This is a genomic window from Pseudomonas sp. NY8896 (genome assembly GCF_039634505.1).
Genome location: NZ_CP132350.1, coordinates 2829330 through 2853541 on the forward strand (window position 1 = coordinate 2829330; position 24212 = coordinate 2853541).

Below are 24212 nucleotides of genomic sequence, written 5' to 3' on the forward strand. Positions count from 1 at the left end.
ATTTAACCGCCACGTCAGGTATGGCGGGGCTTCAAGAACATTCAGAATGGGTTGGCGAGGTCGATGCCCGACTTGCCTGGCGAGAGGATGTTGTTGGGGTCCAACGCACGCTTGAGGGTGTGCTCGAGCTTGCGCTTGACCGGGCCGTAGCTGTTCGCGACGCGATCCTGGAAGGCCGTGTTGACGCGGTAGACGGCGTAGCCTTCCTGCTCGAACACATTTAGCAGTTCGGCGAAGCAGGCATTGGCGCGCTGGGTTTCTTCCGGGTTGCTGCGGTCGTACAGCACATCGATGACGTGGTGCATGTCGCGCCAGCCGACGATGAACTCGCCGACATAGTCCAGCCCATGCTTGTTGAGGGTTTTCTTGGCCAGTGCCTGCTGCTTGTCGCACTCGCTGCCTCGGGCCTGGCTCACCGGCGCGAACCACATCGAGCCACCGCCGCCACGCCAGTTGTACAGGCCGAATTCCTGCAGGTTGGGCACCCCGGACATCAACTGCGCACGGTACTTGAACGGCTGGGTGTCACCGGCCTCCTGCTGGGTGAAGATGCGGCCTTTGCCCAGTTTCTTCAGGGCGTCGGTAACGATCTTCCAGTTGACGTCGACCTGTTCCTGGGTACCGTACAGCGCGGCATAGACGTTCCAGGCGCCGAGGTTCTTGTCTTTCTGGATCTGTTTGAGGATAGCGTCGGACGTCGCCCCCGGCTCGTTGGTGTAGTCGGCGCGCCGGGTATTGCAGGTGGCGGCCTCCCAAAGCACACCGGCGATGACAACCGAGTTGGGAATGACCTGGGCGATCCGCAGCGGGCGGATGAATTCGACGATCTCGGCGATATCCGAGGCGTTGTCGAACTTGATCTCGAACGGCTGGAACACGGGAGGCTTGGGCATCAGCCAAAAGCCCATCTTGGTACAGATGCCATAGTTGGCCTGGGTGAACATGCCGTCTAGGGTCGGGCCGTAACCCCACTTGAACACCTGCCAGGCATTGTCGCCTTTCACTCCGCCCATGCCGGTGCGGTACACGTCGCCATTGGCCAGCACGACTTCCATGCCGCACTGCATCAGGAAGTGCTCGCCGTAGGGCGTGTAGCCCACGCCGCGATCCATGGTGTTGCCCAGCGGCCCGGCGATGGCCGACGGTGCGGAGAACGACAGCATCAGCGGCAGTTTGTGTTCCTGCAGATAGTCGTACAACTGCTGGTAGGTCACGCCCGGCTCGACCAGGGCCGTGCACAGTTCCGGGTCAACATGGAGGATCTTGTTCATCTTCTTCAGGTCGAGAATGACCTGGCCGCGCTGGCTTGGGGCCGCCGAGCCATAACCGAAGTTGCGCCCGGTGGAGATGGTCCACACCGGGATCTTGTGTTCGTTGCAGATCTTTACCACGCCTTGCACCTGCTCGACGGTGGTGGCGGTGACGGCGGCGGACGGGGTGTGCTCAGCGGTGTCCACGGCCATCATGATCTTGGTGTAAGGGATCAGCTGATCGTCCTTGATCAGGACGTTTTCATCGCCCAGCAGGGCCCGGAACTTGGCAATGGCCTGATCGAAGTTGGCGAGGTCGACGCCGCGCGGGAGCAGGGTGGTTGTGTTTTGCTCAGTCATGTCTTACAGCTCCTTCAAGCCTCGATCGAAAACGAAACGAAATGACCGGTCAGCGCCGCCGACCGGTTGTCGACCACAGGCGCTTGCCCGATGTGCGTGGTGCCCAGGGTGGCGAGGGCGTAGCCGAGTGTGGCCGCCCATTGGTCCGAGGCGCCTTTGTCACGGCCGGCAGCCGACGCGCGCAGGGGGGGCTGCTGGCCGCGCAGGCGATGCTCGGTAAGGCTGAAACCTGCGCCGCAGGCGTTCAGGCTCAGGCCGAGTTGCGGGGCGCAGCCACTGGCCGTTTCGCCGCTGAGCAGGCGGTGGTGTGAAGCGTGGGCTGCGGCGTGGTGCTGGCCAAGCCACTGCACGTGCGCACCGGCGCTGCGCGCGAGGTCGACGATCAGTGCGGCACTGGCATCGTCGACCAGGCCGATGATGCGTTGCGGTGTGGCGATACGCAGGCGTTTTTCAAAGCCAAGGATGAAGTCCAGGCTGAGGTCGGTACGCCGGACCTTGACCTGCTCGCCGGCGGGGCTTGCGTTGACGCCCTGGAGGAAAGCCGCCTGCGCGGCGGCGCTGCTGACCAGTACCAGGGTTGGACGCGCCGGTTGTGGTTGTGTGCCCAGGGCATTGTTGGCCGCGCTGATGCCTGCGCTGCTCATGGCAATACCGGCAAGGCTGGACAATGCCATGCCTTTGAGCACGAATCGGCGTTCGACGTTCATGGCTTGCCTCCGGCTGGGTTGGGCGCAGGCGCGGATGCTGTGGAGATGTACTCGGCAACCTGTTGCAGCGCGTTGTCGTCGATGAACGAGGCAGGGAAGGCGGGCATGGCGCGAAAACCATTGCGCACGATCGCAGTGATGTACCCCGGCGGCAGCTGGCGGCCGGTGATTTGCGGCCCGACCTGGTGTTCGTGGCAGTGGCCACACACCTTGGCGTAGACATTTTCGCCGCCTTTCCAAACACCATCGCCATCGGCAGCGGCGTTATTGGCAAGCACGAGCAAGGGCAGGGCGAAGCAGGCGGCCAATGTCCGTTTCATCACGGAGCCGTCGCGAAGTGAAGACATTTCGTACTCCATTCTTGTTGTAGGTGGGATGGGCAAAGGGCCGGGTCAGAACGGGTACGCTCTGGGCACGTGTTGCAGGGTGATCCAGTGGTCGGTGGTGAATTCGTCGATGGCCCAGTCGCCATTGAAACGCCCCAAACCTGAGTTCTTCTCGCCGCCGAATGGCGCGTTGGGTTCGTCATTGACCGGGATGTCGTTGACGTGGGTCATGCCGGCGTGGATGCGTTGGGCGAACTGCACACCGCGCTCCAGGCTGGAGGTGAAGACGGCGCTGGAGAGCCCGTATTCGCTGTTGTTCGCAAGCGTTAGGGCATGCTCGGCATCACGTGCAGCCTGAATGCCGACCAGGGGGCCAAAGATTTCTTCACGGGCGATGTCCATGTCGGCGGTAACGTTGCCGAAGACGTGAGGCGGCAGCACATTGCCTTGAGCCTCGCCACCCACCAGCAAGGTGGCGCCTTCGGCGTGGGCAGTGACGATCTTCTGTTGCAGGCCCGCCAGTTGCTTGCTGTTGATCACCGGCCCGATGACCGTGCTGGCGTTGCTCGGGTCGCCGTAAGGCAGGGCCTTGACCCGCTCGACAAAGCGCTGGGTGAAGGCCTCCAGCAACGGTTGCTCGACGATGATGCGGTTGATCGCCATGCAGATTTGCCCCTGGTGCAGGAACTTGCCCACCACGGCAGCATTGACGGCCTGCTCGACGTCGGCATCAGCCAGGACCACGAACGGGCTGTTGCCGCCCAGCTCCAGCGCCACGTGCTTGAGGTGCTCGCCGCCGCTGGCGATGCGGCCGATGTTGCGCCCGACTTGGGTCGAGCCGGTGAAGGAAATGAACGCGGGCACCGGATGCTCGACGAAAGCGTCTCCGATCTGCGCGCCGGCCCCCACCACCACGCTGAGCACACCCGGCGGCAATCCGGCTTCCTCGAAGATTCGCGCAAGCAGCAGGCCGCCGGTGACCGGGGTATCGCTGGCCGGCTTGACCACCACGGCGTTGCCTAACGCCAGGGCAGGTGCCAGGGAGCGTGCGGTCAGGTGCAGGGGGAAGTTCCAGGGGCTGATCACGCCAATCACGCCCAGGGGAACCCGGTAGACGCGGCTTTCCTTGCCGGGCACATTGGACGCCATGATGCGCCCGTGCACGCGGCTTGGCAGGCTGGCCGACTCGAGGGTGATGGCGCGTGCGGCGCCCCATTCGATTTGCGCCTTGATCCGCGTGCTGCCTGACTCGCTGATGATCCAGTCGATAATTTCTTCACGGCGGTCGTCAAAGATCTTCACGGCATTGAGCAAGACCTGGCTGCGCTCGGCGGGGCCTTTGGCCGCCCACTCGAGCTGGCATTCGCGGGCCCTGCGGTAGGCGGCATCGAGGTCTTCGCGGTTGGCCAGGGTGATTTGCAGCAATCGCTTCTGCGTGAAGGGGTCGAACACCTCCAGCGATTGATCGGCGCTGCCGGCTCGCCATTCACCGGCAAGGGGCTGCAAGTGCAGGTTTTGATAGGCAGGGGAGTGGGAAAGCGTCATAGGGAGGTCACCTCTATTTTTTTTATCAAGTGCACCTGCGCTGCATAACAACAACCGTGCCAATGCTTCGAAAAGATATATTCATCAATGAATTCAATGGGATGAGGGATAAAGCTGGCGCTGACAAGCGGTCGTTACTGTATGATTTTCGACGAAGCCTGCATAAATTCATGCAGAAAAATCGACGAAGTCAGCCTGTAGAAAGACAGAAGGTGTGCGGCTATCGGACAGATCGAGTGCCTACGCGCTTACGCCGACCGCTCGCGCATTGACCCGGCGCGAGGGCTCGGCATACTCACAAGCTACTCACTTGTTCGTTGCTGATTGCTCATGACGCCTACCAAACCCACCCAGCCCGGTCGTCCTGCCGACGAAGAATTCTTCAAGCAGATGCTTGGCAAGCAGAAGCGCCTGATCGTCGACCGCGCCAGCCAGTTTGGCGCCAGTGGCCTGCCATCGGCAGAACAGTTGGCGGAGACGGTGGCATTTTCCCCGCAGGAAGGCAGCGTCTGGATGTGCGGCCAGCGCATGATGCTGCTGCAAGGCGCCGCGTTCGGCGCCATGCGCCGCGAACTGATCGAGGCGCTCGGGTTCGATAAGGCGCGAGGCCTGTTGACGCGCATCGGCTGGCAGGCCGGTGCGCGGGACGCGGCCCAGGTCAGCGCGCAATGGCCAGAGGGTGATGACGCCAGCCTCTACAGTGCAGGGCCGCGCCTGCACATGCTTGAAGGGATGGTCAATGTCGAAGTGGTGCGCTTTGAAATCGATTCAGGTGTCGGCCACTTCTACTCCGAGTTCCTTTGGCACAACTCGCTCGAAGACGATGAGCACATTGCGGCCTATGGCTTGGGTGGTGAACCGGCCTGCTGGATGGAGATCGGCTATGCCAGTGGCTATGCCTCGTCACTGCTCGGTCGCCTGGTCGTGTTCCGTGAGCAGGAGTGCCGCTCGATGGGGCACCCGGCGTGCCGGATTGTAGGCAAGCCGGCCGATCAGTGGGACGACATCGACGTCGATCTGGCCTACCTGATGCCGGACGACTTCCTTAGCCGCAGTACTTATGCTTCAGGTAGCGCCACGGAGGTAGCCGAGCTGGAGGCGCCTATCGACGGCAAGCCAATGGTGGGCATCTCGGCGGCTTTCGTGCTCGCCACGCAGATGCTGCAGCGCGTGGCCTCGACCCAGGCAACCGTGCTGCTGACCGGGGAATCGGGCGTTGGCAAGGAGCTGTTCGCCCGCTCGTTGTACCAAGCCAGCACACGCCAGCAGCGGCCGTTGGTGGCGCTCAACTGCGCGACCTTGCCGGAGAACCTGGTGGAAGCAGAGCTGTTCGGTGTCGAACGGGGTGCCTACACTGGTGCCGACCGCTCGCGTGCCGGGCGTTTCGAGCGGGCCAATGGTGGCACGTTGTTTCTCGATGAAATCGCGACCTTGAGCCTGAGTGCCCAGAGCAAGATTCTGCGCGCCCTGCAGGAAGGTGAAATCGAGCGGGTAGGCGGCACGGCGCCGATCCGGGTCGATGTGCGGGTCATTGCCGCCACCAACCTGGACCTGCGCCGCGAAGTCGAGGCCGGGCGTTTTCGTGAGGATTTGTTCTATCGCTTGAACGTGTTTCCCATCCACCTGCCACCGTTACGGGAGCGCCGTGAAGATATCCCGCTGCTGATGAGCTATTTCCTGCGTCATTTCAGCCAGCGCCATGGGCGTCGGCTTGCGGGCTTTAGCACCCGGCTGGTCAACGCGCTGCTCACGTATCGGTTCCCAGGGAACATCCGTGAACTTCAGAACCTGATCGAGCGGGGCGTGATCAGTGCCGGTGAGGGCGAAGTCATCGACCTGGTGCACTTGGCCGAGATCGGCGCGCCCTTGATGGCCACGGCGATTGGCCTGACACCTGAGGGGCGCTTGTCCGGGGGGCAGCGCCGTGACGAGCCGGCCAGGCAGGTAATCGAGCCCACAGCGCACATTCGAGAGCCGGTATTGGAGGGGCTGCTGGCGTTCGTCGCCGGGAGCCAGAAGGTGCTCAGTACACCGTTGGCAGATATCGAGCTGCAACTGGTGCATCTGGCCATGGAGCGCTCGGGCGGCAACATCACCCTGGCGGCACAGATGCTGGGCATGAGCCGCGCGCAAGTCAGTTATCGGCTCAAGGGCAGCTAGCGGCGGATTAAGGCGGATTTTCTGCGCTGCGCAGTTAGTCGTTACGCGCAGGCGATAACGGCTTGTAAGCGGACTGCGGATACTGGACCTCTACAACAATAAAAATGTTTAGAGGCATCCATGAACGGTCAACACGCAACTGTGCCGCGCGCAGCGTACGCTGCTGGAAAACATCTAAGGGCGGTGGGTCTGATCGGGGTGATGATGCCCCTGGCCGCGCAAGCCGACTTTGTCGAAGACAGCCAGTTGAACCTGGGTCTGCGCAACTTCTACGTAGACCGTGATTTCAAGGGCGAAAACCCGAGAACCTCTCGCGATGGCAGCTGGAGCCAGGGCCTGGATCTGCGTTTCACATCCGGTTATACCCAGGGCCCGCTCTCGTTCGGTGTCGATGCCGCCGCGCAATACGCCTATCGCCTGGACGGCGGCTCAGGTCGTGGCCCTGACAGTGTCTTGCCCTACAGCCAGAGCTCACGGGAGCAAGCCCGGGAATATGGCCGGGCGGCACTGACCGGCAAGGTGCGCTATTCCAAGACCGAGCTGAGGGTCGGCGAGCATCGGCCGACCTTGCCGGTGGCCTTCCAGGACGATTCCCGGCAACTGGTGACGACCTTCAATGGTTTCACGGTCAAGTCCAACGAGATCGACAACCTCACCCTGACCGGTGGGCGATTCACCGGGATCAGCACCCGTGAATCCTCCAACCGTGAAAAGCTGTACCTGTTCACCCGCCCCAACGGCCCCCGTCATACCAGCGATGGCCTGAACTTCGCCGGCGCCACCTACGCCTTCAGCCCCAACCTTGCTGCCAGCTACTTTTATGGACAGCTGGAGGGTATCTACCAGCAGCATTATCTGGGCCTGACGCTGAACACCGAGCTGGGCGCAGGCTACGGCCTGAAGACCGACCTGCGTTACTTCAACCACAACGAAGACGGTGACGCGCTGTACGGCAAGATCGATAACCGCTCCTATGGCGCCATGACCACCTTGAGAAAAGCCGGCCACGCCTTTGGTGTGGGCTATCAACGCATGCTCGGCGAGAGTGCGTTCCCGACGTTGAACGGCTTCGTGCCGCAACCGTATCTGGTCAATTGGTCGGCCGTGGCCTTCATCAGGCCCAACGAAAGCTCATGGCAGGCGCGTTACGACTATGACTTCGTGGCCATGGGCATACCCGGCCTCAACCTGACCACCCGTTACCTGCGCGGCACGGGCATCGATCGCGGTGGGGACCTGAGCCAAACCGCCGAAAACGAGCGCGATCTGTTTCTGAGTTATGTGGTGCAGAGCGGCCCGCTCAAGGGCGTGGCCGTGGAGTGGCGCAACATCCACGCGCAGTTCAAGCATGGCAATGACTACGATGAGAACCGTTTGATCACGACCTACACCTGGAAATTCTGGTAGGCCTTGGCCGAGCTGGCCGCTGCGCCTGCAGCGGCCTTCCCATCAATCTGACCTGGCCAGCGTTTGCGAGGGCAGCTCGCCAAACGCTTGCTTGTAGGCGGCGGTAAAGTGGCTGGGTTGCGCAAACCCCCACTTGAAGGCCAGCGCCGACAACTGTACTTCACCCGGTTGGTGCTCCAGTAACACTTTGCGCATCGCCAGTAGCCGGCAATGCTGGATGTAGCGTTGCGGGCTGGTCCCCAAACCGTTGCGAAACGCCTGTTCCAGGCTGCGTCGGCTGGTGCCGCTGACAGTCACCAGTTGGGTGATGCAAAGCGGCTGTTCGAGATTGGCGTGGATGAAATCGACCACCCGTTTCACGGTGCCCGGCAACAGGCGCCGTGGTGGTTCGCTGTACAGGCTGGGCAGCAGGTGCAGCAGGTTTTCGCAAAACAGGTGCTGCACGTGGGACTGGCCAAAGGGCGTTGCTAGCAAGCCAGCGGTGTTGCCGCTTTCGCTGTCGACCATGCGCAGCAGGTTGCCCAGGCTGCGCATGGCCGGGTTATTACCCTGGAACAACAACGCCTGCGTCGGGCTCTGGGCATGGTGAACCTGATGGTGACGTTCCAGGTGGTTGAGCAGCAAGGCCGCATCCAAGGCAATGACGATGGCCTTGGTCCCTTCGTGCCAGGTGACGTCCACTTCCTGCCCGGGGCTGAACACCAATAGCTCACCCGCGTTCGCCTGCAAGCCCTGGAGGTGGTTGCTGATCGCGCCGTGCAAAGGCAGGATGCCATGCCAACAGCTCAACGGGCTTGAGCTCACGCGAACCTCGCGCCCCCACCACGCGCCGAACAGCTTCATTTGCGGCAAGGTCTGCAAGGTGAAGTCGATATCCAGCGTGCCTCGCCCGCCGAGGCGAATCCGCCGTTCCTCCAGGTGGTTGTTGAGCAGGGCTTCGGCGTCTTCGACATTGCGCGAGCGCAGCAAGGGCTCGGCTGCAAAGGGAATGGCCGAGCGGGCGTCGCCAGCAGTGGGCAGGCCGCTGTAAAGGGGCGTATTCATCACCGTAACCTTTATTTGTTGTCTGTCTGGTTTGATCCAGTGGTATTCAGTCTTGGCCGCGGCTTCGCTGGTCATCGATTCGCGCCCATGGTGCGCGTACGCTGCTGTTGCTGCTGTACATAAGCCAGCAGGCGACGCGCCTCGGGGTGCTGCGGTTGTAGCATCAACAGTCGCTGCAAGAACGCGAATGCAGAGGCCCAGTTGCCTGCCCGCGCATCCAGATAGGCGCCTGCATACAAAAGATCCCTATCTTGCGCTGCGTGAGCAAGCCCGGCCACTACCACGCGTCGCGCCTGTTCAGGTTGGCCGAGCTGGCTGCGCAGCAAGCCGAGGTTGTAATACAGGCGCAGGTTCAGCGGCTGGCCGGGCAGGGCTTTCTCCAGCCACTCGATGGCCTGCTCGGGCTGCTGGCGCTCGGCCTGGAGCAGCCCCATGGCATAGGCCAGCTCGCTGAAGCCGGCGCGCTGCTCGCCGCGTTGCAAGCCGGCCTGTAGTGTTTCAAGGGCCTGGTCGGATTGCCCGCGAGTCAGCAGCAACCTGGCAAGTGCCGCGCGCGCGGGCGTGAAGTCCGGATCTTGGCGCAGGACTTGGTGATATTGATCCAGTGCCTGTGCCTCATTGCCTTGACGTGCCAGCAGGCTGGCCAGGTTGAATCGCGTGCCCGGCAAGTCGGCGTTGGCGCTGAGCCGCGCAAAGTGGTCCTGGAGCAGGTGACCGAGCCGGTCACGTTGGGCGGTCGGCAGTTGCGCCTGCAGGTCGGCCAAGGCGCGAGCCGCCTGATCGCGTACCGCCAGTGCCGGGTCATCAAGCAGGGCAGGCAAGTGTTGCAGGCGTTGCGCATCGTCGGCATTGGCCATGGCGCGCACCACGCTGCTGCGCACCAGTGGATCTTGATCGGCAAGCCCGAGGGCAAGCGAATCCAGCGCAGGCCCCTCGACGCCGCTCAGGACGTCGGCGGCAGAAGCCCGGACGATCGCCGGGCGTGTCGCGTCGGTGACCAACTTTGCGGCCAGGGCAATTGCTTGCGGATCGTGCGCTCGGGCGCCTTGCATCACCGGGCCATAATGCTCGCTACGCAGCGGGCCGAAGCGCTGGCTGATCTCGTTTGCGGCCCATTGTGCCGAGCGCTCTTTGTGGCATTGCGTGCAGGCGTTGGGCGCGCCGGTGATCGGCGTCAGGTCGGGCCTTGGCAGGCGGAAGCTATGGTCGCGGCGTGCGTCGATCACCATGTAGTTCTGTTCGGGCGCATGGCAGTTGGTGCATTGCGCGCCGGGGCTACCAGGCTCATGAAAGTGATGGCTGTGGCTGTCGTAGTCCTTCTTCTTCAGCGTGGGGAACCGCGGGTTGCCCTGCGGGTTGTGGCAGCTGGCGCACAACTGATTGCCCTGGGCGGGCAACTCGCCGGTGTGCGGGTTGTGGCAGTCGCTGCAGGTCACGCCGGCGGCGTACATCTTGCTCTGCACGAAGGAGCCATACTCGAACACCTCAGCCTGTTGCTGGCCATCGGCATGATAGGCGCCAGGGGTCAACAAGGTAGGGTAGGCACTATCCACCAGAGATTTACCCGGCTGGCTGCCAACACCAAGGGTTTCCTGTTGTGCGTGACAGCGGGCGCACTGGTCGACTTCGTAACCCTTGGCTCGCGCCCCGAAGTCCACCTGCAAACCGCGTGCGCCGGCATTGTTGGCGAGCTGGCGCTGCGCCGTCGGCAACTTGGCCCATGCCAGATGCTGAGCGCCCGGCCCATGGCAACTCTGACAACCCACCGACAGCTCGCTCCAGGTACTGGCGAAGCTGTCCTGGCTGGCGTCGTAGCCTTTTTTCAGGTTGCCCGAGTGGCACTGGGCACACATGCCGTTCCAATTCTGCGAGCGGCCGGTCCAGTGCAGGGCGTCGTCCGGGGTGAAGCGCTGGCCGGGGTAGAGCGAAAACCAGCGCTGCCCACCGTCGGCCTTGGCGCGGTTGTCCCAGGCAACGGTCAACGATTGCAAGCGACCACCAGGGCGTTCGATCAGGTATTGCTGCAGGGGATAAACGCCGAAGGTGTAGGCCACGGCGAAGTCCTGGCGTCGGCCCTGTTCGTTTTCGGCATTGACGTAAAACGTGCCATTGCGCGTGCTGAAACTCACCTCTACGCCGGCGGCGTCCGTAAAGGCCTGATCGGCGAAGTCGCCCCGCACATTGTCCGCGGTCGGCTTGCGCATCGACCAGCTGTGATGTGACTGGGACCACTGTTGCGCCTGTGAAGCATGGCAGGCCTGGCATTGGCCTGGGTCGACGTAGCCGTCGTCCAGCTTGCGCTGTGGCGGTTGAGACGGGGCGGCAAGCAGCCCGCCGGCCCATGCGCACAGCCATAGCAGGGCCATCCCCCGGGTGACATTCGCTGCGTGCCAACGAGCTTGCTTCATGTGCCCCACCTCTTGCCTGCCAGTGGGTGCGCGCCCCCGGAAAATAAAGGGGATGATGAACGTCGAGCGGGCACTGCCCTAGCCCTCGGGGCAAATAATCACGCGGATGCATAAGCGCTTGCGCTGAAGCGTTATCGGCGAGCGGCGGGCCATCCGCATACTTGCAAGCACACCAATAATAACAACCGAGGACACGCTTCATGAGCTCGTTTAAGACACGCCTGCTTGCTCTGATGGTTGCCATATGCAGCCACACGGCCATGGCCGCAGATGAACGCCCGAACTTTCTGATCATCGTCGCCGATGACCTGGGCTACAGCGACCTGGGCAGTTTTGGTGGCGAAATCAGCACCCCGAACATTGACTCACTTGCGCGCGATGGTGTGCGCCTGAGCAACTTCCACACGGCGCCCACGTGCTCGCCGACCCGCGCAATGATGTTCTCTGGCGCCGACAGCCATGTGGCGGGCCTGGGCAACATGGGCGAGCTGCTGCAACCGTTCCAGAAAGGCCAGCCTGGCTACGAAGGGTATTTGAACGAGCGCATGGTTACGGTAGGCCAGGTGCTTCAGGATGCAGGTTACAACACCTACACCACCGGCAAATGGCACCTGGGTCGCACCGAAGAGACCAGCCCCAAGGCGCGCGGCTTCGACCGCTCGTTCATTCTGGTGCAAGGCGGTGCCAGCCACTTCGACGACCAGCACGCCATCATTGCCCAAGACCCCAAGGCGATCTACCGCGAAGACGGCAAGCAGGTGGAAGTGCCCAAGGGCTTCTATTCCAGCGAGTTCTACACCGATCGGCTAATCGACTACATCGAAGCCGACAAAGCTAGCAACAAGCCGTTCATGGCCGTACTGTCCTACACCGCGCCACATTGGCCGCTGCATGCGCCAGACGCTTGGCTGGACAAGTACAAGCACCGTTATGACGCCGGCTACGACTCGATCCGCCAGGCCCGCCTGGAGCGCCAGAAGCAGCTGGGTATTGTCGCGGCCAACACAACGCCCAACACACCCATGGCCAAGGGCCTGCCGAGCTGGGGCCAGTTGAGCGATGAACAGCGCCAGCGTGAGGCGCGCAACATGGAGATCTATGCGGCGATGGTGTCCAACATGGACTACCACATTGGCCGACTGCTCACGTACCTGGAGAAAAACGGCAAGCTGGACAACACCTTCATCGTGTTCATCTCTGACAACGGTGCCGATGGCAATAGCCCGATCGACCTGCCTGGCAACAAGGAGTGGCTGGCCAAGGACTTCGACAACAGCCTGAAAAACATCGGGCACAAAGGCTCGTATGCCGACTATGGCGCACAATGGGCCCAGGTCAGCTCCACGCCGTATCCGCTGTTCAAGGGGTTCACCAACGAGGGCGGCATTCGCGCGCCAGCCATCATCAGCGCGAAAATGCTGAAGAAGGCCCACCTGCAAGGCACGCTCAACAACGACATGGTCCATGTGATGGACCTGATGCCAACCTTGCTGGACCTGGCGGGGGTGCCGGCGCTGGGCAAGACATTCCAAGGTCGCCCGGTGCAAGCCATCAGCGGCAAGAGCATGCGCCCATTGCTTGAAGGTCGGGCCATGGCCCAGCGTCAGATCGGCTGGGAACTGTTCGGCCGCAAGGCGCTGCGCAAGGGCCATTGGAAAATCACCTTGGTCAATCCACCTTACGGCACCGCCCAGTGGCAGCTGTACGACCTCAAGAGCGACCCGACCGAAAGCCGCGACCTGGCCCAGGCCGAGCCGGGCAAGCTGAAGGAAATGCTCGTGGCGTGGGACCAGTACGCGAAGGAAAACAACGTGCTCGATGGCAAGTTCGACCTCAAGTACGGGTTCCAGACTTGCCTCTACGAATACTGTTTCAAGTAGCCGTTGAGCACGATCACGCTGCCTGCTTGACTGGAGCAGGCGGCGGTCTTTGAAGACCTTGCAACCAGTCGCAGTAGCGGGCCACGCCTTGCTCGACTACCATTGTAGGTGCCGTGTAACCGGCAGCGCGCAAGCGCTCCAGGTCGGCGCAGGTGTAACACTGGTACTTGCCACGCAAATGTTCAGGAAATTCGCTGTACTCCAGAATGCCTTCCAGCAAGGCCATATCAAGTGACAACGAGGGTTGGCCTTGCTGCCCGCGCAACCGATTGATCACAGCCAGGGCCACATCATTGAATGGTTGGGCGCGGCTACTGCCAACAGAACTGCCGGCGCACCTGTTGCATCGAACAGGAACTTCGAATAGCCATAGACGTTCAGCGGGCGCTCACATTCGCGCTGTTCACGAAAGTCCTCGTCGGCTCCGTAGACGCGGGAAGAAATGCAGGTGCGCTGCCCCGAACTGCTAATCACCAACTATTCAATGCTCGAATACATGCTAATGCGTCCGTTGTCACGGGGCAGGCCCATTGCAGGTCTCATTTCCAGCAGATGGCAGGCTCAGGAAATTATCGTTTGCCGGCTCAATGGCCAGTTTGCCGGTTTTGGTCGGCACAAAGTCCATTGTCGGCATTTCATCGTTGGTGCCGAGCTTGAGGAGTCTGCCATTGAACGTCACCGTTTTGTCGGTCAGCGTTGGTCGCTTGCAAGGTGTAGCGGCGTGCGGCGACGGGCACGGTCAGTGATGCCGTTTGATACCGGGCAGTGTTGAGCACCAGCAGGGCGAGGCCGCTCGGTTGGTCACGTAAATGTTGCTAAAAGATTGTAGAGAAAGCGAGCACTAAGCTGCAACGTTTGGATAGGGGGTGAGCATCACTCCACCGGAAATTTGGTCATACGTCCGCGTGGTCGTCGAGTGCATGAAGCTTGATGGGATTATCTCCAAAGTCGTGAGAGTAGATGGAATGTACGGGAGGGCATCTCGATACTTGGGGCTGTTGATCGCAGTCATCTCGCCGTTCGAGGGAGTGATCATGAACGATTTCAGGTAGCATCTCTATTACAAGTCCCCGGCATGGTCGTCGATGAGCTTGCTGAGACTTAACCGCATGCGCTTTTCGGTCATGGCGTAGGAGCAGTACTGGCATGTTCCTTCAATTTCTAAAGTTGATATCTTCGGCGAGCAGTGACGCCATGGTACAGCCCGACATTCTCATGTGCGAGCCAGTTAGAGGGCGTCAGATGCAGAGCCTGGCGGGTGTCGAGCCATGAGCTTGACTCTGAGTGAGGTCCTGAACCTGCCCGGCTTGGAAGACATGAGGGTCCGCGCAGGCGAGCTTTACTTGCAACGGCGAGTATGCTGGTCCTACGTGGCGGGAAATGAGGGTATCACCGCGTGTAAAATGGGCGGCGAACTAGTATTTATTTCGGAAATCAATTACCTATGTGACGAACGCAAGTTACTCACTTTGGTCGAGACTGGTGCTGTGTTGGGTATTGCCGGGATGGTGGTTCTTACTGGAGGCCCGTTTCCCCAGTGCATCCCGTCTGCAGTGATCGCTCGTGCTGAACAGTTGGGATTGTCGCTGATCGAGCAGCCCTCTCCGCTGAAGTTGGTGTTTGTGACCCACCTGATCGATACGGCCCTGATGCATATGACTCAAGTGCGGCGCTCACGTAACCACATTCTCGGCCAGTTGCTGACCGGAGATTACCCGAGTCTGGCCATTGCCCGACAGCGGGCTGCGCATCTGCAACTGATGCTTGATATTCCACGGCGACTGGTCGTGCTGCGCTTGTCAGGTATCGAGACGCTGTTTGAGCGCCAAGGCTTGGCCCAAGGCGAGCAGCTGTGGCAAGCCACTCGCCAGTCCATGGAAGACCAACTTGAAGCCTGGGGTCGCAGCCGCCCGGGAACGGTGATGGTAGAGATGCCGGGCGACCTCTTCGTGCTACTGCTGGCGGATGCCGATGACCTGCCGGCAGCCTTGACCACGTTGCGTCGGCAACTGATCGGAGTGGCAGGGGAGTTGGATATGTACATGGGCCTGTCGAGCGTTGCTGAAGATTGTGGTCATTACCGCCGACTGCTCAACGAAGCGCGCCAGGCGCTGAATGTGGCGCAGAAACTGCGCCCGGAGAGCGGATACTGCGATTTCAACGAGTTGGGCGTGTTGGGTTTGCTGCAGGGGGTAGTCGACCGCACGCTCATCGACGACTTCGTCGAAAAGACACTCGGCCCGTTGTTCGTGCCCGGCCGTAAACACCCTAAAGTACTCGTGCATACCCTCGACGCTTTGCTCAAGGAAAATGGCAACGGGCTCAAGGCTGCCCAGCGCCTGGGACTTCACCGTAACACCATCAATCAACGTATCCAGCGCATCGAACAACTGAGTGGAAAATCCTTGGACGATCCACTTTTTCGTATGAATGCTTCGATCGCTATTATGGTATGGCACATGTCTATCGCCCGAGGTAAGGAATAATGACATGAACATCATCAATGCGCGCCTGCGTAGCAAGCGTAGTCCGCTTCGTCCTGAATGGCATGACATCTAGCCAGATCCAAGTGATGGTCCAAAACTGTGCGGAATGACCGAGATTCCCCTGCAGAATTGTGGTGGCGCCCTCGTGGAGCGCACATTCACTTGGATGCCCTCACATTGCGGGCCAGCTGAGGGGAGCATGGCGAGGAAATCCTGGACCGCGCCACGAAAACTAACGACAGGGTTGTTCAGTGAAGTGAAGAGACTACCTTTTTCCGCTCGCCGATTGGTGAGACACCAAAGAAACGACTGTAGCACTTTGAGAAGTGTGCTGGCGAAATGAAACCACAGGCGAGGGCGATATCACGCACTTGGGATTCACTGTGTAGCAATAGTTGCCTAGCCCGTGTCAGGCGTAGTTCCAAGTAATACTGACTCGGTGTGTTTTGAAGATGCTTGTGGAACAAACGCTCCATTTGCCGAACCGAGATCTCATTCAGTTCTGCAAGCTCTTCCAAGGTCATCGGGTCTTCAAGGTTGGCTTCCATGATTGTAACAATCTGACTGAGTTTGGGCTGAGAGGTGCCGAGCTTTTGCCGCAAAGGCACGCGCTGGCGCTCTTGCGATCCACGTACTCGATCACATAACAGCAGTTCAGCCGCATGACTGGCAATGTCCCGCCCGCCAGGTTCTCGGGCAATCAGTTGTAGGATCATGTCCATGGACGCCACGCCGCCGGAGCTCGTGAAACGGTCACGGTCAAGCTCAAACAGTTGGTTGGAAATGATAATGCCGGGAAATCGCTCTTTTAGCGCCTCGATATCTTCCCAGTGGATGGTACACCGATAACCAGTGAGCAGATTGGCGCGTGCTAGCAAATGGCTGCCTGTGCAAATACCGCCCAATGGCACCTGGTCATGTGCCAACTTGCGAAGCCAGTTGAGGATGGGGCGGGTATTGTGGTCGGAGACTATCGGGTTTGGCCCCACCACGAACAGCATGTCCAGCTTTGGGGCATCCTTGATACTGAAATCGGGCAGGATGCGCATGCCGTTACTGGCACTCACTGGCTCCATGTCGGCTGCAATGATCAGGGTCTGGAACATGGTTTTGCGTGCTGCCAGGTTGGCCATGCGCAAGGTTTCCACCGCCGAGGCGAAGCCAATGGTGGTGAAATTGGGAATGATCAGGAAACCGACGACTTTCAGCGGCGGGGCATCATTGACAGGGTATGCCGGTGCCAACGGCGAGGATTTTAACGTACCCATCAATACGACTCCTTGAATGCAAAAAAATGACGTGCTCTGCGTCTGGTTGCCGTAAATCGGCAATTCATTGTGTTTAGGTTGATGCATTTGTCAGAGTGATAGTACACGCAGTGCCTAAGCATTGGGAGGCGCCCCGGTGAAAAGCAAAAACCCTGCGAAAGCAACACCTTCACAGGGTGGGTAACGACTCGGCCTGGTCAGGCAGGCTTGCTCGCCACGGTGGCCGAAGTGCTCTTTTTAGACGAGAAAATGGCGCTCACGCAGACGATGGACAGCGCCAGCGCACCAGTTGCCACCACTTCCATGCGATGCCCTGGCATCACCAGCATCATCGTCAAGATACTGATGATGGAGAAGATGACCAGGTAGCTGAGCCAGGGGAACAGCCACATCTTGAAGTCCAGCGCAGTACCTTGGCTATCCATCCGATTACGCAGAACCAATTGCGAAACAGCGATTGCCAGATAGACTAGAAGCGCTACCGCCCCCGAACTTGCCAGCAGGAAGGAAAACACCTCGTCGGGAGCGAAGTAATTGAGTGCTGTGGTCAAGAAGCCCACTGCGGTGCTGGCTAGCACTGCAATCACTGGCACGCCCGTCGCTGAGGTGCGCTGCAGAACGCGAGGACCGTCGCCGCGCTTGCTCAGCGAATAGACCATGCGCGATGCGGTGTAGATGGCCGAATTGAGGCAACTGGCAACGGCAATCAGCACGACGATATCGACGATCATCTTGGCGTGCGGGATGTTCATCAGCTCAAGGGCCCGTTGATAGGAGCCGACCTGTACTAGCATGGGGTCGTTCCAGGGCACGATGGAGATGATCAGGAACACCGAGACGATGTAGAAGATCCCCATTCGCCACACCACGGAATTGGTGGCACGGGTGATTTGCTTGGAGGGGTTTTTCGACTCGGCGGCGGCAATGGTGACAATTTCAGTACCCATGAAACTGAACACGGTGGTGAGCATGGCACCGATGACAGCGGTCATGCCGTTGGGCATGAAACCACCAAACTCATGACTCAGGTTGACCACGCCGCTAACTGAAATATCGGGCAGCGCGCCTGTCAGTGCCAATGCACCCAGAGCAATGAACCCTAGCACCGCGATAACCTTGAGCATCGCAAACCAAAACTCGAATTCACCGTAGCGCGCCACACTGAACAGGTTAGTTACGGTCAGCAAACCGGTAACCACCAGTGCGAATTCCCAGGTTTCTATCGCAGGGAACCAGGCATGCAGAATGGCCGCTGCTGCAATGGCTTCGATTGGAATGACCAGCACCCAGAACCACCAGTACAGCCAGCCAATGGTAAAGCCTGCTGTACGTCCCATTGCGCGCTCGGCGTAGGTGGAGAATGACCCGGTATCTGGCGAGGCCACCGCCATTTCTCCGAGCATGCGCATGACCAGAACGACCAGTGTGCCAGACATGATGTACGCGAGAATTGCCGCAGGACCGGCTGCAGCAATGGCATGCCCCGAGCCGATGAAGAGGCCGGCGCCAATAGCGCCGGCGATTGACAACATGGTGACGTGGCGCTGCTTGAGGCCGGGGGCCAGAGTTGAGTTGCTGGACATGCTAATTACCCTTTTTATTCTTGAAGGAGGGTGAACTGCGAACGGCGGTGCTGCTCTGGGCTGGAGATCGGTGTTATTTCTGCAGGTCGAAGGCCTCCCGCACAGCGCTGCTAATGCCCTCTACGCAAACTCGCAGAATCAACTCGCCTTTTTCTCGGTTGGCGCCCTTAGGCGAGGAAAGCGTTCCGCAGGCGGGGGTGCGTTCAGGGATGATGGGGAAGACATCGTAAGGTGGGAATTTTGCCGGAGGGTGGTCGACGGCGCGGCTCAGGTCGACCTTTTCAGGGTGCAGGGCCAGCATCAGTGACGTTTCGAAAACGCCACCGTGTTCGATGTCCCAGCCGAGGAAACCTTCGGGGTAGAGCTCTTCGATGACCGCCGGCGCGTTGACGAAATCCCAGTAGGACAGAACGACCACCTTGAAATCGGTGATACCGCCATAACGCAGTTCGCGCAGCGCCAGGTCGATGCCTTCGACGATGAACATCGAGTTTTCATAATGGCCATTCATCAAGACCAGCTTGCGCGCCCCATGCCGGGCGAGTTCGCGGATGATGTCCTGGATGGTATGGGTCAGTGTTGCGCCATCCAGGCTGGTGGTGCCGGGAAAGTGGTTGCCACCTCCCGACTTCTGCTGTGACTTGTAGCCATAGGCCAAGGCGGGTAACACCAAGCCGTCGACTTCTCGCGCTACTGCCTTGCACAGGGCGGTAGGCAATAGCACATCCACCTCCATGCACATGTGATGACCGTGCTGCTCCAAGGCGCCCACCGGCAAGAAAATCGTGCTGCCGGAAGCTACCTTCTGTGCGTACTCAGGCCAGGTGAGTTCGCCAACCACTACGCTTTCGTTCATCGGTTATCTCTCTTTATTCTTGTATTCGTTGAAGTAGTCCGTTTGCAGCGAGCCAGTACATGCAACGATTTGATCAGATCACAACGACATTCACTTGTCAGTTCCCGACCTGAATTTGACAAATGCTGACGGACCTGCGATCCAGGTGGGTCGGGTGGGGCAGGGGGCGAATTTGACAAATTACAGGTCGGAAAAACACAACTTGCCCTGATGGCAATCTGCTGCAATCGGTAATCACACAGGCGGTGAAAACCTTGGGGAAGCGGGGCGAAAGCGCGGCTGGGCCAAGGCACTTTTGATTACCGAGGGTATCTCCATGACGCGTCGCGCCGATTTTTCACGCCGTACATTCATCAAGAACAGCAGCATTTTGGCCGGTGTGGCGGCGCTCTCCGGGGTACTTCCGAACAGAACCTTTGGCGCAGCCGAAAAAGAACTGGTGATACTGGCGTGGGCAGGCCACGCCGCGCCCGACATCGTCGCGGATTTCGAGCGCGAGCATGGGGTCAAGGTGCGGGCCAAGTACTACACCGGCGGCGATAACATGCTGGGGCTCATTTCGCAGTCACCACCGGGCACCTTCGACCTGATCCTGTCGGATGCCGAGTATGTGCAACAACTCAACGCCGCCGACTATATCGAGCGACTGGACCTTGCCGATTATCCCTTCGATGACTTCTACCCAGAGTTTCAGCACTTTCCAGGGCACTGGCAGGGCGATGAACTGTATTCGGTCATGGTCCGCTTCGGCTTTCTCGGTATCGCCTTCAATACCCAGTTGCTGCCGGAGTCCAAGGCGAAAAGCTACCAGGTGTTCTGGGACGATAGCCTCAAGGGCAAGGTCGGCCACTTCGACTGGCACCTGCCAAACCTGGGCCAGATCAGTTTGCTCAATGGCAACAGGCTGCCCTACGACATCGACGCGGCGCACTGGAAGAGGCTCCAGGACAAAACCATGAGCCTACGCGGACAAGTGGCCGGGTTCTTCGATTATGGCGGTACCTTCTCCTCCCTGAAAAACGGCCAGATCCACGCGATGTGTGGCATTGGCGACTGGATTACCGGGGTCTTGCAGCGTGCCGGGGCACCGGTAAAAACAGTGATACCCGAGGAGGGCGGCCTGCAATGGACCGAGTCTTATTGCATCGCCAAGAAAGCCCACAGCCCGGAACTTGCGAAGAAGTTCATTCAATACATCACCTCCCCTGAAGGCCAGGTGAAGTCGGCGAAGATGGAGGCTTACCCGGCGCTGATTCCCAATAAGCGCGGCTGGGAGTTGCTGAACAAGACCGACCTTGCCGAAGCCAGACGCCAAGGCATGGTACTGGGCCAGCGCAATGTCATGGACGACATCCGCGAGGGGCGTATTCAGTATCGCGCGCTCCCCGTGCAGCAGAGCCTGGAGGACTGGAACGACTTCTGGTCGCAGTACAAGGGCGCTTGATGGCGCCTACACAGGAGCGGCGTAATGATTTCGAACAAGCTATCGCCCCCACTGCCCGCCAGTGAGGAGCCTGCACGCACGCGTGGGCAGTTCGGCAAGCGCACCTGGCGCTTACCGGGGTATGGGCTGATCCTGTCGCTGCCGATACTGGTCTGGCAGCTACTGTTTTTTGTAGCGCCCTTGCTGTTTCTGCTGACCATCAGTTTTTGGCTGGTGCGCAACTTTCGCATGGTCCCTGCGTTCGAGTGGCTGAACTGGAAGTACCTGTTCAGCCGCGAGTACTTCTGGGATGCCTACTTGCACACCTGGGCGATGGCGGCGGGGGCCAGTGTGCTGATCAGTGCCGTAGCCTTTCCGTGCGCCTATACAATTGCCTTCAAGTTCCGCGAATCGACCCGGCAATGGTTGGTGCTGTTGTTGATCACGCCATTTTTTACCAGTTACCTGGTGCGCACCTATTCCTGGCAAGTCTTTCTCAGTGACCAGGGGCTGCTCAATAGCGCCCTGGCGTTGCTGGGGATTGGGCCGTTGCCCTTGCTCAATACCAGTTTTGGTAGCTATGTGGGTTACTTCACCCTGTGCCTGCCGCTGGTAGTGTTGCTGCAGTTGTTCAGCCTCATGTACATCGACCGCACGCTGATCGAAGCTGCCCACAACTTGCGCGCGGGCCGTCTGCGCACGGTATTTGGGGTAGTGATTCCATCGGCGCGGGTCGGCATCGTCATCGCCGCACTGTTCTGTTTCATCATGACCTTCGGTGACTTTGTCAGCCCGCTCTATCTAGGGGGCGGCCAACCACCAACCTTGAGCACCCTGATTACCGACACGACCAAATCGGGGCAGCAATGGCCACGCGCGGCGGTTATTGCCACGACGATGATCGTGACCTTGCTGGCCACGGCGTTCCTGATGGTTCGCCACGCCTACAGGAGGCGCGCATGAACGAACATCGTGTCATCAACTTCATGCTGCGCAGCTTCGTCGTCCTGGTGTTCTTGTTCATCCTCACGCCTATCATTGGCAGCTTCGTGTTTTCCTTCAACGTCGACCGCTTCCCATCCTTGCCCCTGGGTGGCTTCAGTTTGCGCTGGTACGAAGCGATTGCCGCCGACCCGCAAGTCTGGCAAGCCTTCAACAACAGCCTGGTCGTCGGTGTGGTGGTATCGCTGGTTTCCACGCTGCTGGGCTTCACTGCCGCCTATACCGACTTTCGTTATCACTTTTTTGGCAAGTCGGTGTACATGGCATTGGCACTGCTGCCTCCTACCATTCCGGTGGTGATTCTGGGCCTGGCGATGCTCGCGTTCTTGTCGCGAATCGGCCTGTCCGGCGAGCTGTATGCCGTCATGATCTGCCACATCGTCATGTGCTCACCATTCGCCATGGCGGTGATTCGCATGCGCCTGGCGCAGATGGCCCCGCAACTGGAGGCCGCCGCCTGGAACCTGAGCGCCAGCCAATGGCAGGCCATGCGCTACGTGATCCTGCCGTTCACCGCCCCGAGCATTTTCGCCGCACTGTTCGTGACCATGGCCGTGTCGTTCGACGAGTTCGCGGTGGCCTGGTTCGTTTCGGGCCTTAACGAGACAGTCCCGGTACGCATCCTCAATACTTTGCAAGGGCAGGTCAGCCCGACCATCAATGCGATAGGCACGATCGTTTTCATCACCACGATCACGCTGACGATCGTTGCCCAGGTTTTGCTCATGCGCCGGCAGAAGAAACCGGCTGACGGCAAAAAAAGCTGAACATCCCATGCCGACGCAGGAGCTCCCCATGACTCAACCGTTAGTGGTATTCGATAACGTGACCAAACAATTCGGCAGTTACGTCGCTGTCGAACCGATGAACCTGGAAATCTACAAGGGCGAGTTCGTCGCGATCATGGGCTCCAGTGGCTGTGGTAAAACCACCACGCTGCGCATGCTTGCCGGGCTCGACAAGCCCAGCAGCGGTGAAATTCGCTTGAACGGCGAGCGCATCAACGACCTGTATTCCTGGCAAAGGGACACCCCGCTGGTGTGGCAGAACCTGGCGCTGTTCCCCTTTCTGAGCGTGCTTGAAAACGTTGAGTTCGGTTTGCGCATGCGCGGCATGGGCAAAGCTGAACGGCGCAAAAAAGCCCTGCACTGGCTAGAGCGCCTGGACCTGGGCGAGTTTGCCAACCGTGATATAAGCATGCTTTCTGGCGGGCAACGGCAGCGGGTGGCGCTGGCGCGTTCACTGGTCACCGAGCCCCCGATACTGCTACTGGACGAACCGCTCAGTGCCCTCGATGCGCACTTGAGCGTGCGCATGCAGGCGGTGTTGACTGGGTTGCAGAAGGACCTTGGCATCACCTTCGTCTATGTCACCCACAGCCAATCCGAAGCCTTCGCCATGGCTGACCGCGTGGTGATCATGAGCCGTGGCCGGGTTGAGCAGATTGGCACGCCCAAGGATATTTTCTTCGAACCGCACAACCGTTTTGTCGCTGAATTCGTCGGCGGCAAGAACATGCTTGGCGGCGTTGTGCTTGGCTTCGACGACACCGGGCTGGTGCAACTGGACTCGGCGTATGGTCGCTTTCTGGCACGCTTGCCCGAAGACCGATCTGTTGCGGTAGGGGAAGAGGTCACCCTGTGCATCAGTGCCGAACATATCAACCTCGCCGCGCAACCGACCACAGCCAGCCGCCTGGCGTGTACCGTGATGGGGGAGGAATTCATTGGGTCAATGGTCAACATATACCTGGAAGCCGCCAACGGGCTGGAACTGCAAGTGCAGAAGCCGTACGCGGATTACGACCTACTTGGGCTCAAGAGCGGGCAGAGGGTGCATGTCGGGTGGGACGATGCGCGGGCGCTGATTTTACGTGGCAATTAGAGGTCGATATCTGACATCTGCGCAGGGGCGGCAGCGTGGACAATTGTAGACGTACCCACGCCCAGTTGACCCGAAGGAGGCAGTACATGCAGCAATTGACTGAAACCAGCGAAAACCTGGCCAGCGCCGTGCGTATTGGCTTCCTGCTGGCCGAAGGGTTCGATTTCTATGCCTTGGCCGCTGCGCTGGAACCCTTGCGCCAAGCCAACGACGTGGCCCGCTGCGTGGTCTGCGAATGGCAGATACTGAGCCTTGAGGGCCAGCCGCTGAAGGCCAACAATGGCATCGTGGCGGCCACCGTGCAACTGAGCCAGGCCAAGCCCCTCGATGTGCTGATTCTGTGCCTTGGCAGTGAATTGCAGTTGTGTACCGACGACAGTGTCCGCGAATCGCTGGCGCTGCTGACCAAACCGACCTGCCGCACGCTCGATGTCGGCGAATTGGCCGAATTCATCGGCGTTGCCCGGTTGTCCCCGTAGCGCGTGTTCACCCGCTACCAGAGCTGAACCTGCCTCGATAATTATCTTGATCCGCGCCTGCAATGGGCGCGACATCGCGCGTTTCCTCTCCTTCATTCCCCCTCATCTATACCTCTGCCTGTTCTTGCCGCAGCGAGGCCTGTA

General features: G+C 59.9%; 19 protein-coding genes and 1 pseudogene. 9 read left to right on the forward strand and 11 right to left on the reverse strand.

All coding sequences use genetic code 11. The annotated features are described in order from the left end of the window. Positions 1 to 41: 41 nt before the first annotated feature. From Q9451_RS12725 to pchA, 4 genes are read right to left on the reverse strand one after another with little or no spacing between them, the layout of a single operon-like run. Positions 42 to 1610: an FAD-binding oxidoreductase gene (locus Q9451_RS12725; protein WP_054888282.1), complete on the reverse strand. Its 1569-nt coding sequence runs from the start codon at positions 1608 to 1610 to the stop codon at positions 42 to 44. A gap of 14 nt (positions 1611 to 1624) precedes the next feature. Then, entirely contained in the window at positions 1625 to 2317 is a 693-nt protein-coding gene (locus Q9451_RS12730; RefSeq protein WP_345960938.1) for a hypothetical protein, read from the reverse strand. Next, the gene (locus Q9451_RS12735) at positions 2314 to 2664 is read right to left on the reverse strand and encodes a cytochrome c (RefSeq protein ID WP_016488038.1); all 351 of its coding nucleotides are present in this window, start codon (positions 2662 to 2664) and stop codon (positions 2314 to 2316) included. Before Q9451_RS12735 ends, Q9451_RS12730 begins: the two co-directional genes overlap by 4 nt. 45 nt (positions 2665 to 2709) lie before the next feature. Further along, a complete protein-coding gene (pchA, locus tag Q9451_RS12740) occupies positions 2710 to 4188 on the reverse strand; it encodes a 4-hydroxybenzaldehyde dehydrogenase (RefSeq protein WP_016488037.1) in 1479 nt (492 codons plus the stop codon). 330 nt (positions 4189 to 4518) lie between these two features. Here pchA and Q9451_RS12745 point away from each other — a divergent pair, with 330 nt between their 5' ends. Continuing rightward, entirely contained in the window at positions 4519 to 6348 is a 1830-nt protein-coding gene (locus tag Q9451_RS12745) for a sigma-54-dependent Fis family transcriptional regulator (RefSeq protein ID WP_054888283.1), read from the forward strand. A 201-nt stretch (positions 6349 to 6549) separates the two neighbouring features. Further along, positions 6550 to 7755 (forward strand): OprD family porin, encoded by a 1206-nt coding sequence (locus Q9451_RS12750; protein WP_016488035.1) that lies wholly within the window; start codon positions 6550 to 6552, stop codon positions 7753 to 7755. Positions 7756 to 7797: 42 nt separating this feature from the next. On the opposite strand, the gene Q9451_RS12755 is transcribed toward Q9451_RS12750, so the two are convergent. Together Q9451_RS12755 and Q9451_RS12760 are read right to left on the reverse strand one after the other, a co-directional pair. Further along, positions 7798 to 8799 carry an AraC family transcriptional regulator gene (locus tag Q9451_RS12755; RefSeq protein WP_016488034.1) on the reverse strand — a complete coding sequence of 334 codons (1002 nt, stop codon included), beginning with the start codon at positions 8797 to 8799 and terminating at the stop codon, positions 7798 to 7800. 71 nt (positions 8800 to 8870) lie between these two features. Beyond that, on the reverse strand, positions 8871 to 11207 hold the full coding sequence (locus Q9451_RS12760) for a tetratricopeptide repeat protein (RefSeq protein ID WP_024717426.1): 2337 nt from the start codon (positions 11205 to 11207) through the stop codon (positions 8871 to 8873). 200 nt (positions 11208 to 11407) lie between these two features. On the opposite strand from Q9451_RS12760, the gene Q9451_RS12765 reads away from it, so the two are divergent. Then, positions 11408 to 13087 carry an arylsulfatase gene (locus Q9451_RS12765; RefSeq protein ID WP_016488032.1) on the forward strand — a complete coding sequence of 560 codons (1680 nt, stop codon included), beginning with the start codon at positions 11408 to 11410 and terminating at the stop codon, positions 13085 to 13087. A gap of 13 nt (positions 13088 to 13100) precedes the next feature. Here Q9451_RS12765 and Q9451_RS12770 read toward each other — a convergent pair. Together Q9451_RS12770 and Q9451_RS12775 are read right to left on the reverse strand one after the other, a co-directional pair. Continuing rightward, positions 13101 to 13528: pseudogene (locus Q9451_RS12770) on the reverse strand (hypothetical protein); the annotation flags it as partial. A 73-nt stretch (positions 13529 to 13601) separates the two neighbouring features. Continuing rightward, a complete protein-coding gene (locus tag Q9451_RS12775) occupies positions 13602 to 13766 on the reverse strand; it encodes a hypothetical protein (protein WP_155500257.1) in 165 nt (54 codons plus the stop codon). A gap of 589 nt (positions 13767 to 14355) precedes the next feature. Here Q9451_RS12775 and Q9451_RS12780 point away from each other — a divergent pair. After that, positions 14356 to 15573, forward strand: a complete 1218-nt coding sequence (locus Q9451_RS12780; RefSeq protein ID WP_016488028.1) for a PucR family transcriptional regulator — start codon at positions 14356 to 14358, stop codon at positions 15571 to 15573. Positions 15574 to 15821: 248 nt separating this feature from the next. Here the strand turns inward: Q9451_RS12780 and Q9451_RS12785 are convergent, their stop codons facing one another. From Q9451_RS12785 to Q9451_RS12795, 3 genes are all read right to left on the reverse strand, one after another. After that, positions 15822 to 16841: a GlxA family transcriptional regulator gene (locus Q9451_RS12785; protein WP_016488027.1), complete on the reverse strand. Its 1020-nt coding sequence runs from the start codon at positions 16839 to 16841 to the stop codon at positions 15822 to 15824. A 197-nt stretch (positions 16842 to 17038) separates the two neighbouring features. Further along, a complete protein-coding gene (gene gabP / locus Q9451_RS12790; protein WP_016488026.1) occupies positions 17039 to 18424 on the reverse strand; it encodes a GABA permease in 1386 nt (461 codons plus the stop codon). A gap of 73 nt (positions 18425 to 18497) precedes the next feature. Next, positions 18498 to 19280, reverse strand: coding sequence for a creatininase (locus Q9451_RS12795; protein ID WP_016488025.1), 783 nt, complete (start codon positions 19278 to 19280; stop codon positions 18498 to 18500). Positions 19281 to 19596: 316 nt separating this feature from the next. Between Q9451_RS12795 and Q9451_RS12800 the strand changes: the two genes are divergently transcribed. From Q9451_RS12800 to Q9451_RS12820, 5 genes are all read left to right on the forward strand, one after another. Then, positions 19597 to 20724 (forward strand): spermidine/putrescine ABC transporter substrate-binding protein, encoded by a 1128-nt coding sequence (locus Q9451_RS12800; RefSeq protein WP_016488024.1) that lies wholly within the window; start codon positions 19597 to 19599, stop codon positions 20722 to 20724. 24 nt (positions 20725 to 20748) lie between these two features. Continuing rightward, positions 20749 to 21666: an ABC transporter permease gene (locus Q9451_RS12805; protein WP_024717429.1), complete on the forward strand. Its 918-nt coding sequence runs from the start codon at positions 20749 to 20751 to the stop codon at positions 21664 to 21666. After that, positions 21663 to 22472 (forward strand): ABC transporter permease, encoded by an 810-nt coding sequence (locus Q9451_RS12810; protein ID WP_016488022.1) that lies wholly within the window; start codon positions 21663 to 21665, stop codon positions 22470 to 22472. Before Q9451_RS12805 ends, Q9451_RS12810 begins: the two co-directional genes overlap by 4 nt. A 28-nt stretch (positions 22473 to 22500) precedes the next feature. Next, on the forward strand, positions 22501 to 23589 hold the full coding sequence (locus tag Q9451_RS12815; protein ID WP_016488021.1) for an ABC transporter ATP-binding protein: 1089 nt from the start codon (positions 22501 to 22503) through the stop codon (positions 23587 to 23589). A gap of 86 nt (positions 23590 to 23675) precedes the next feature. Further along, positions 23676 to 24068, forward strand: coding sequence for a hypothetical protein (locus Q9451_RS12820; protein WP_016488020.1), 393 nt, complete (start codon positions 23676 to 23678; stop codon positions 24066 to 24068). The last annotated feature ends 144 nt before the right edge of the window (positions 24069 to 24212 follow it).

What these genes read in the sequence shown, in the direction of transcription:
- Q9451_RS12765 (WP_016488032.1), top strand. Translation starts at nt 11,408, where the DNA reads ATGAGCTCGTTTAAGACACGCCTGCTTGCTCTGATGGTTGCCATATGC.
- Q9451_RS12795 (WP_016488025.1), bottom strand. Translation starts at nt 19,280, where the DNA reads ATGAACGAAAGCGTAGTGGTTGGCGAACTCACCTGGCCTGAGTACGCA.
- Q9451_RS12815 (WP_016488021.1), top strand. Translation starts at nt 22,501, where the DNA reads ATGACTCAACCGTTAGTGGTATTCGATAACGTGACCAAACAATTCGGC.
- Q9451_RS12805 (WP_024717429.1), top strand. Translation starts at nt 20,749, where the DNA reads ATGATTTCGAACAAGCTATCGCCCCCACTGCCCGCCAGTGAGGAGCCT.
- gabP (WP_016488026.1), bottom strand. Translation starts at nt 18,424, where the DNA reads ATGTCCAGCAACTCAACTCTGGCCCCCGGCCTCAAGCAGCGCCACGTC.
- Q9451_RS12750 (WP_016488035.1), top strand. Translation starts at nt 6,550, where the DNA reads ATGATGCCCCTGGCCGCGCAAGCCGACTTTGTCGAAGACAGCCAGTTG.
- Q9451_RS12725 (WP_054888282.1), bottom strand. Translation starts at nt 1,610, where the DNA reads ATGACTGAGCAAAACACAACCACCCTGCTCCCGCGCGGCGTCGACCTC.
- Q9451_RS12780 (WP_016488028.1), top strand. Translation starts at nt 14,356, where the DNA reads ATGAGCTTGACTCTGAGTGAGGTCCTGAACCTGCCCGGCTTGGAAGAC.
- Q9451_RS12745 (WP_054888283.1), top strand. Translation starts at nt 4,519, where the DNA reads ATGACGCCTACCAAACCCACCCAGCCCGGTCGTCCTGCCGACGAAGAA.
- Q9451_RS12730 (WP_345960938.1), bottom strand. Translation starts at nt 2,317, where the DNA reads ATGAACGTCGAACGCCGATTCGTGCTCAAAGGCATGGCATTGTCCAGC.
- Q9451_RS12755 (WP_016488034.1), bottom strand. Translation starts at nt 8,799, where the DNA reads ATGAATACGCCCCTTTACAGCGGCCTGCCCACTGCTGGCGACGCCCGC.
- pchA (WP_016488037.1), bottom strand. Translation starts at nt 4,188, where the DNA reads ATGACGCTTTCCCACTCCCCTGCCTATCAAAACCTGCACTTGCAGCCC.
- Q9451_RS12785 (WP_016488027.1), bottom strand. Translation starts at nt 16,841, where the DNA reads ATGGGTACGTTAAAATCCTCGCCGTTGGCACCGGCATACCCTGTCAAT.
- Q9451_RS12735 (WP_016488038.1), bottom strand. Translation starts at nt 2,664, where the DNA reads ATGTCTTCACTTCGCGACGGCTCCGTGATGAAACGGACATTGGCCGCC.
- Q9451_RS12760 (WP_024717426.1), bottom strand. Translation starts at nt 11,207, where the DNA reads ATGAAGCAAGCTCGTTGGCACGCAGCGAATGTCACCCGGGGGATGGCC.
- Q9451_RS12820 (WP_016488020.1), top strand. Translation starts at nt 23,676, where the DNA reads ATGCAGCAATTGACTGAAACCAGCGAAAACCTGGCCAGCGCCGTGCGT.
- Q9451_RS12800 (WP_016488024.1), top strand. Translation starts at nt 19,597, where the DNA reads ATGACGCGTCGCGCCGATTTTTCACGCCGTACATTCATCAAGAACAGC.
- Q9451_RS12810 (WP_016488022.1), top strand. Translation starts at nt 21,663, where the DNA reads ATGAACGAACATCGTGTCATCAACTTCATGCTGCGCAGCTTCGTCGTC.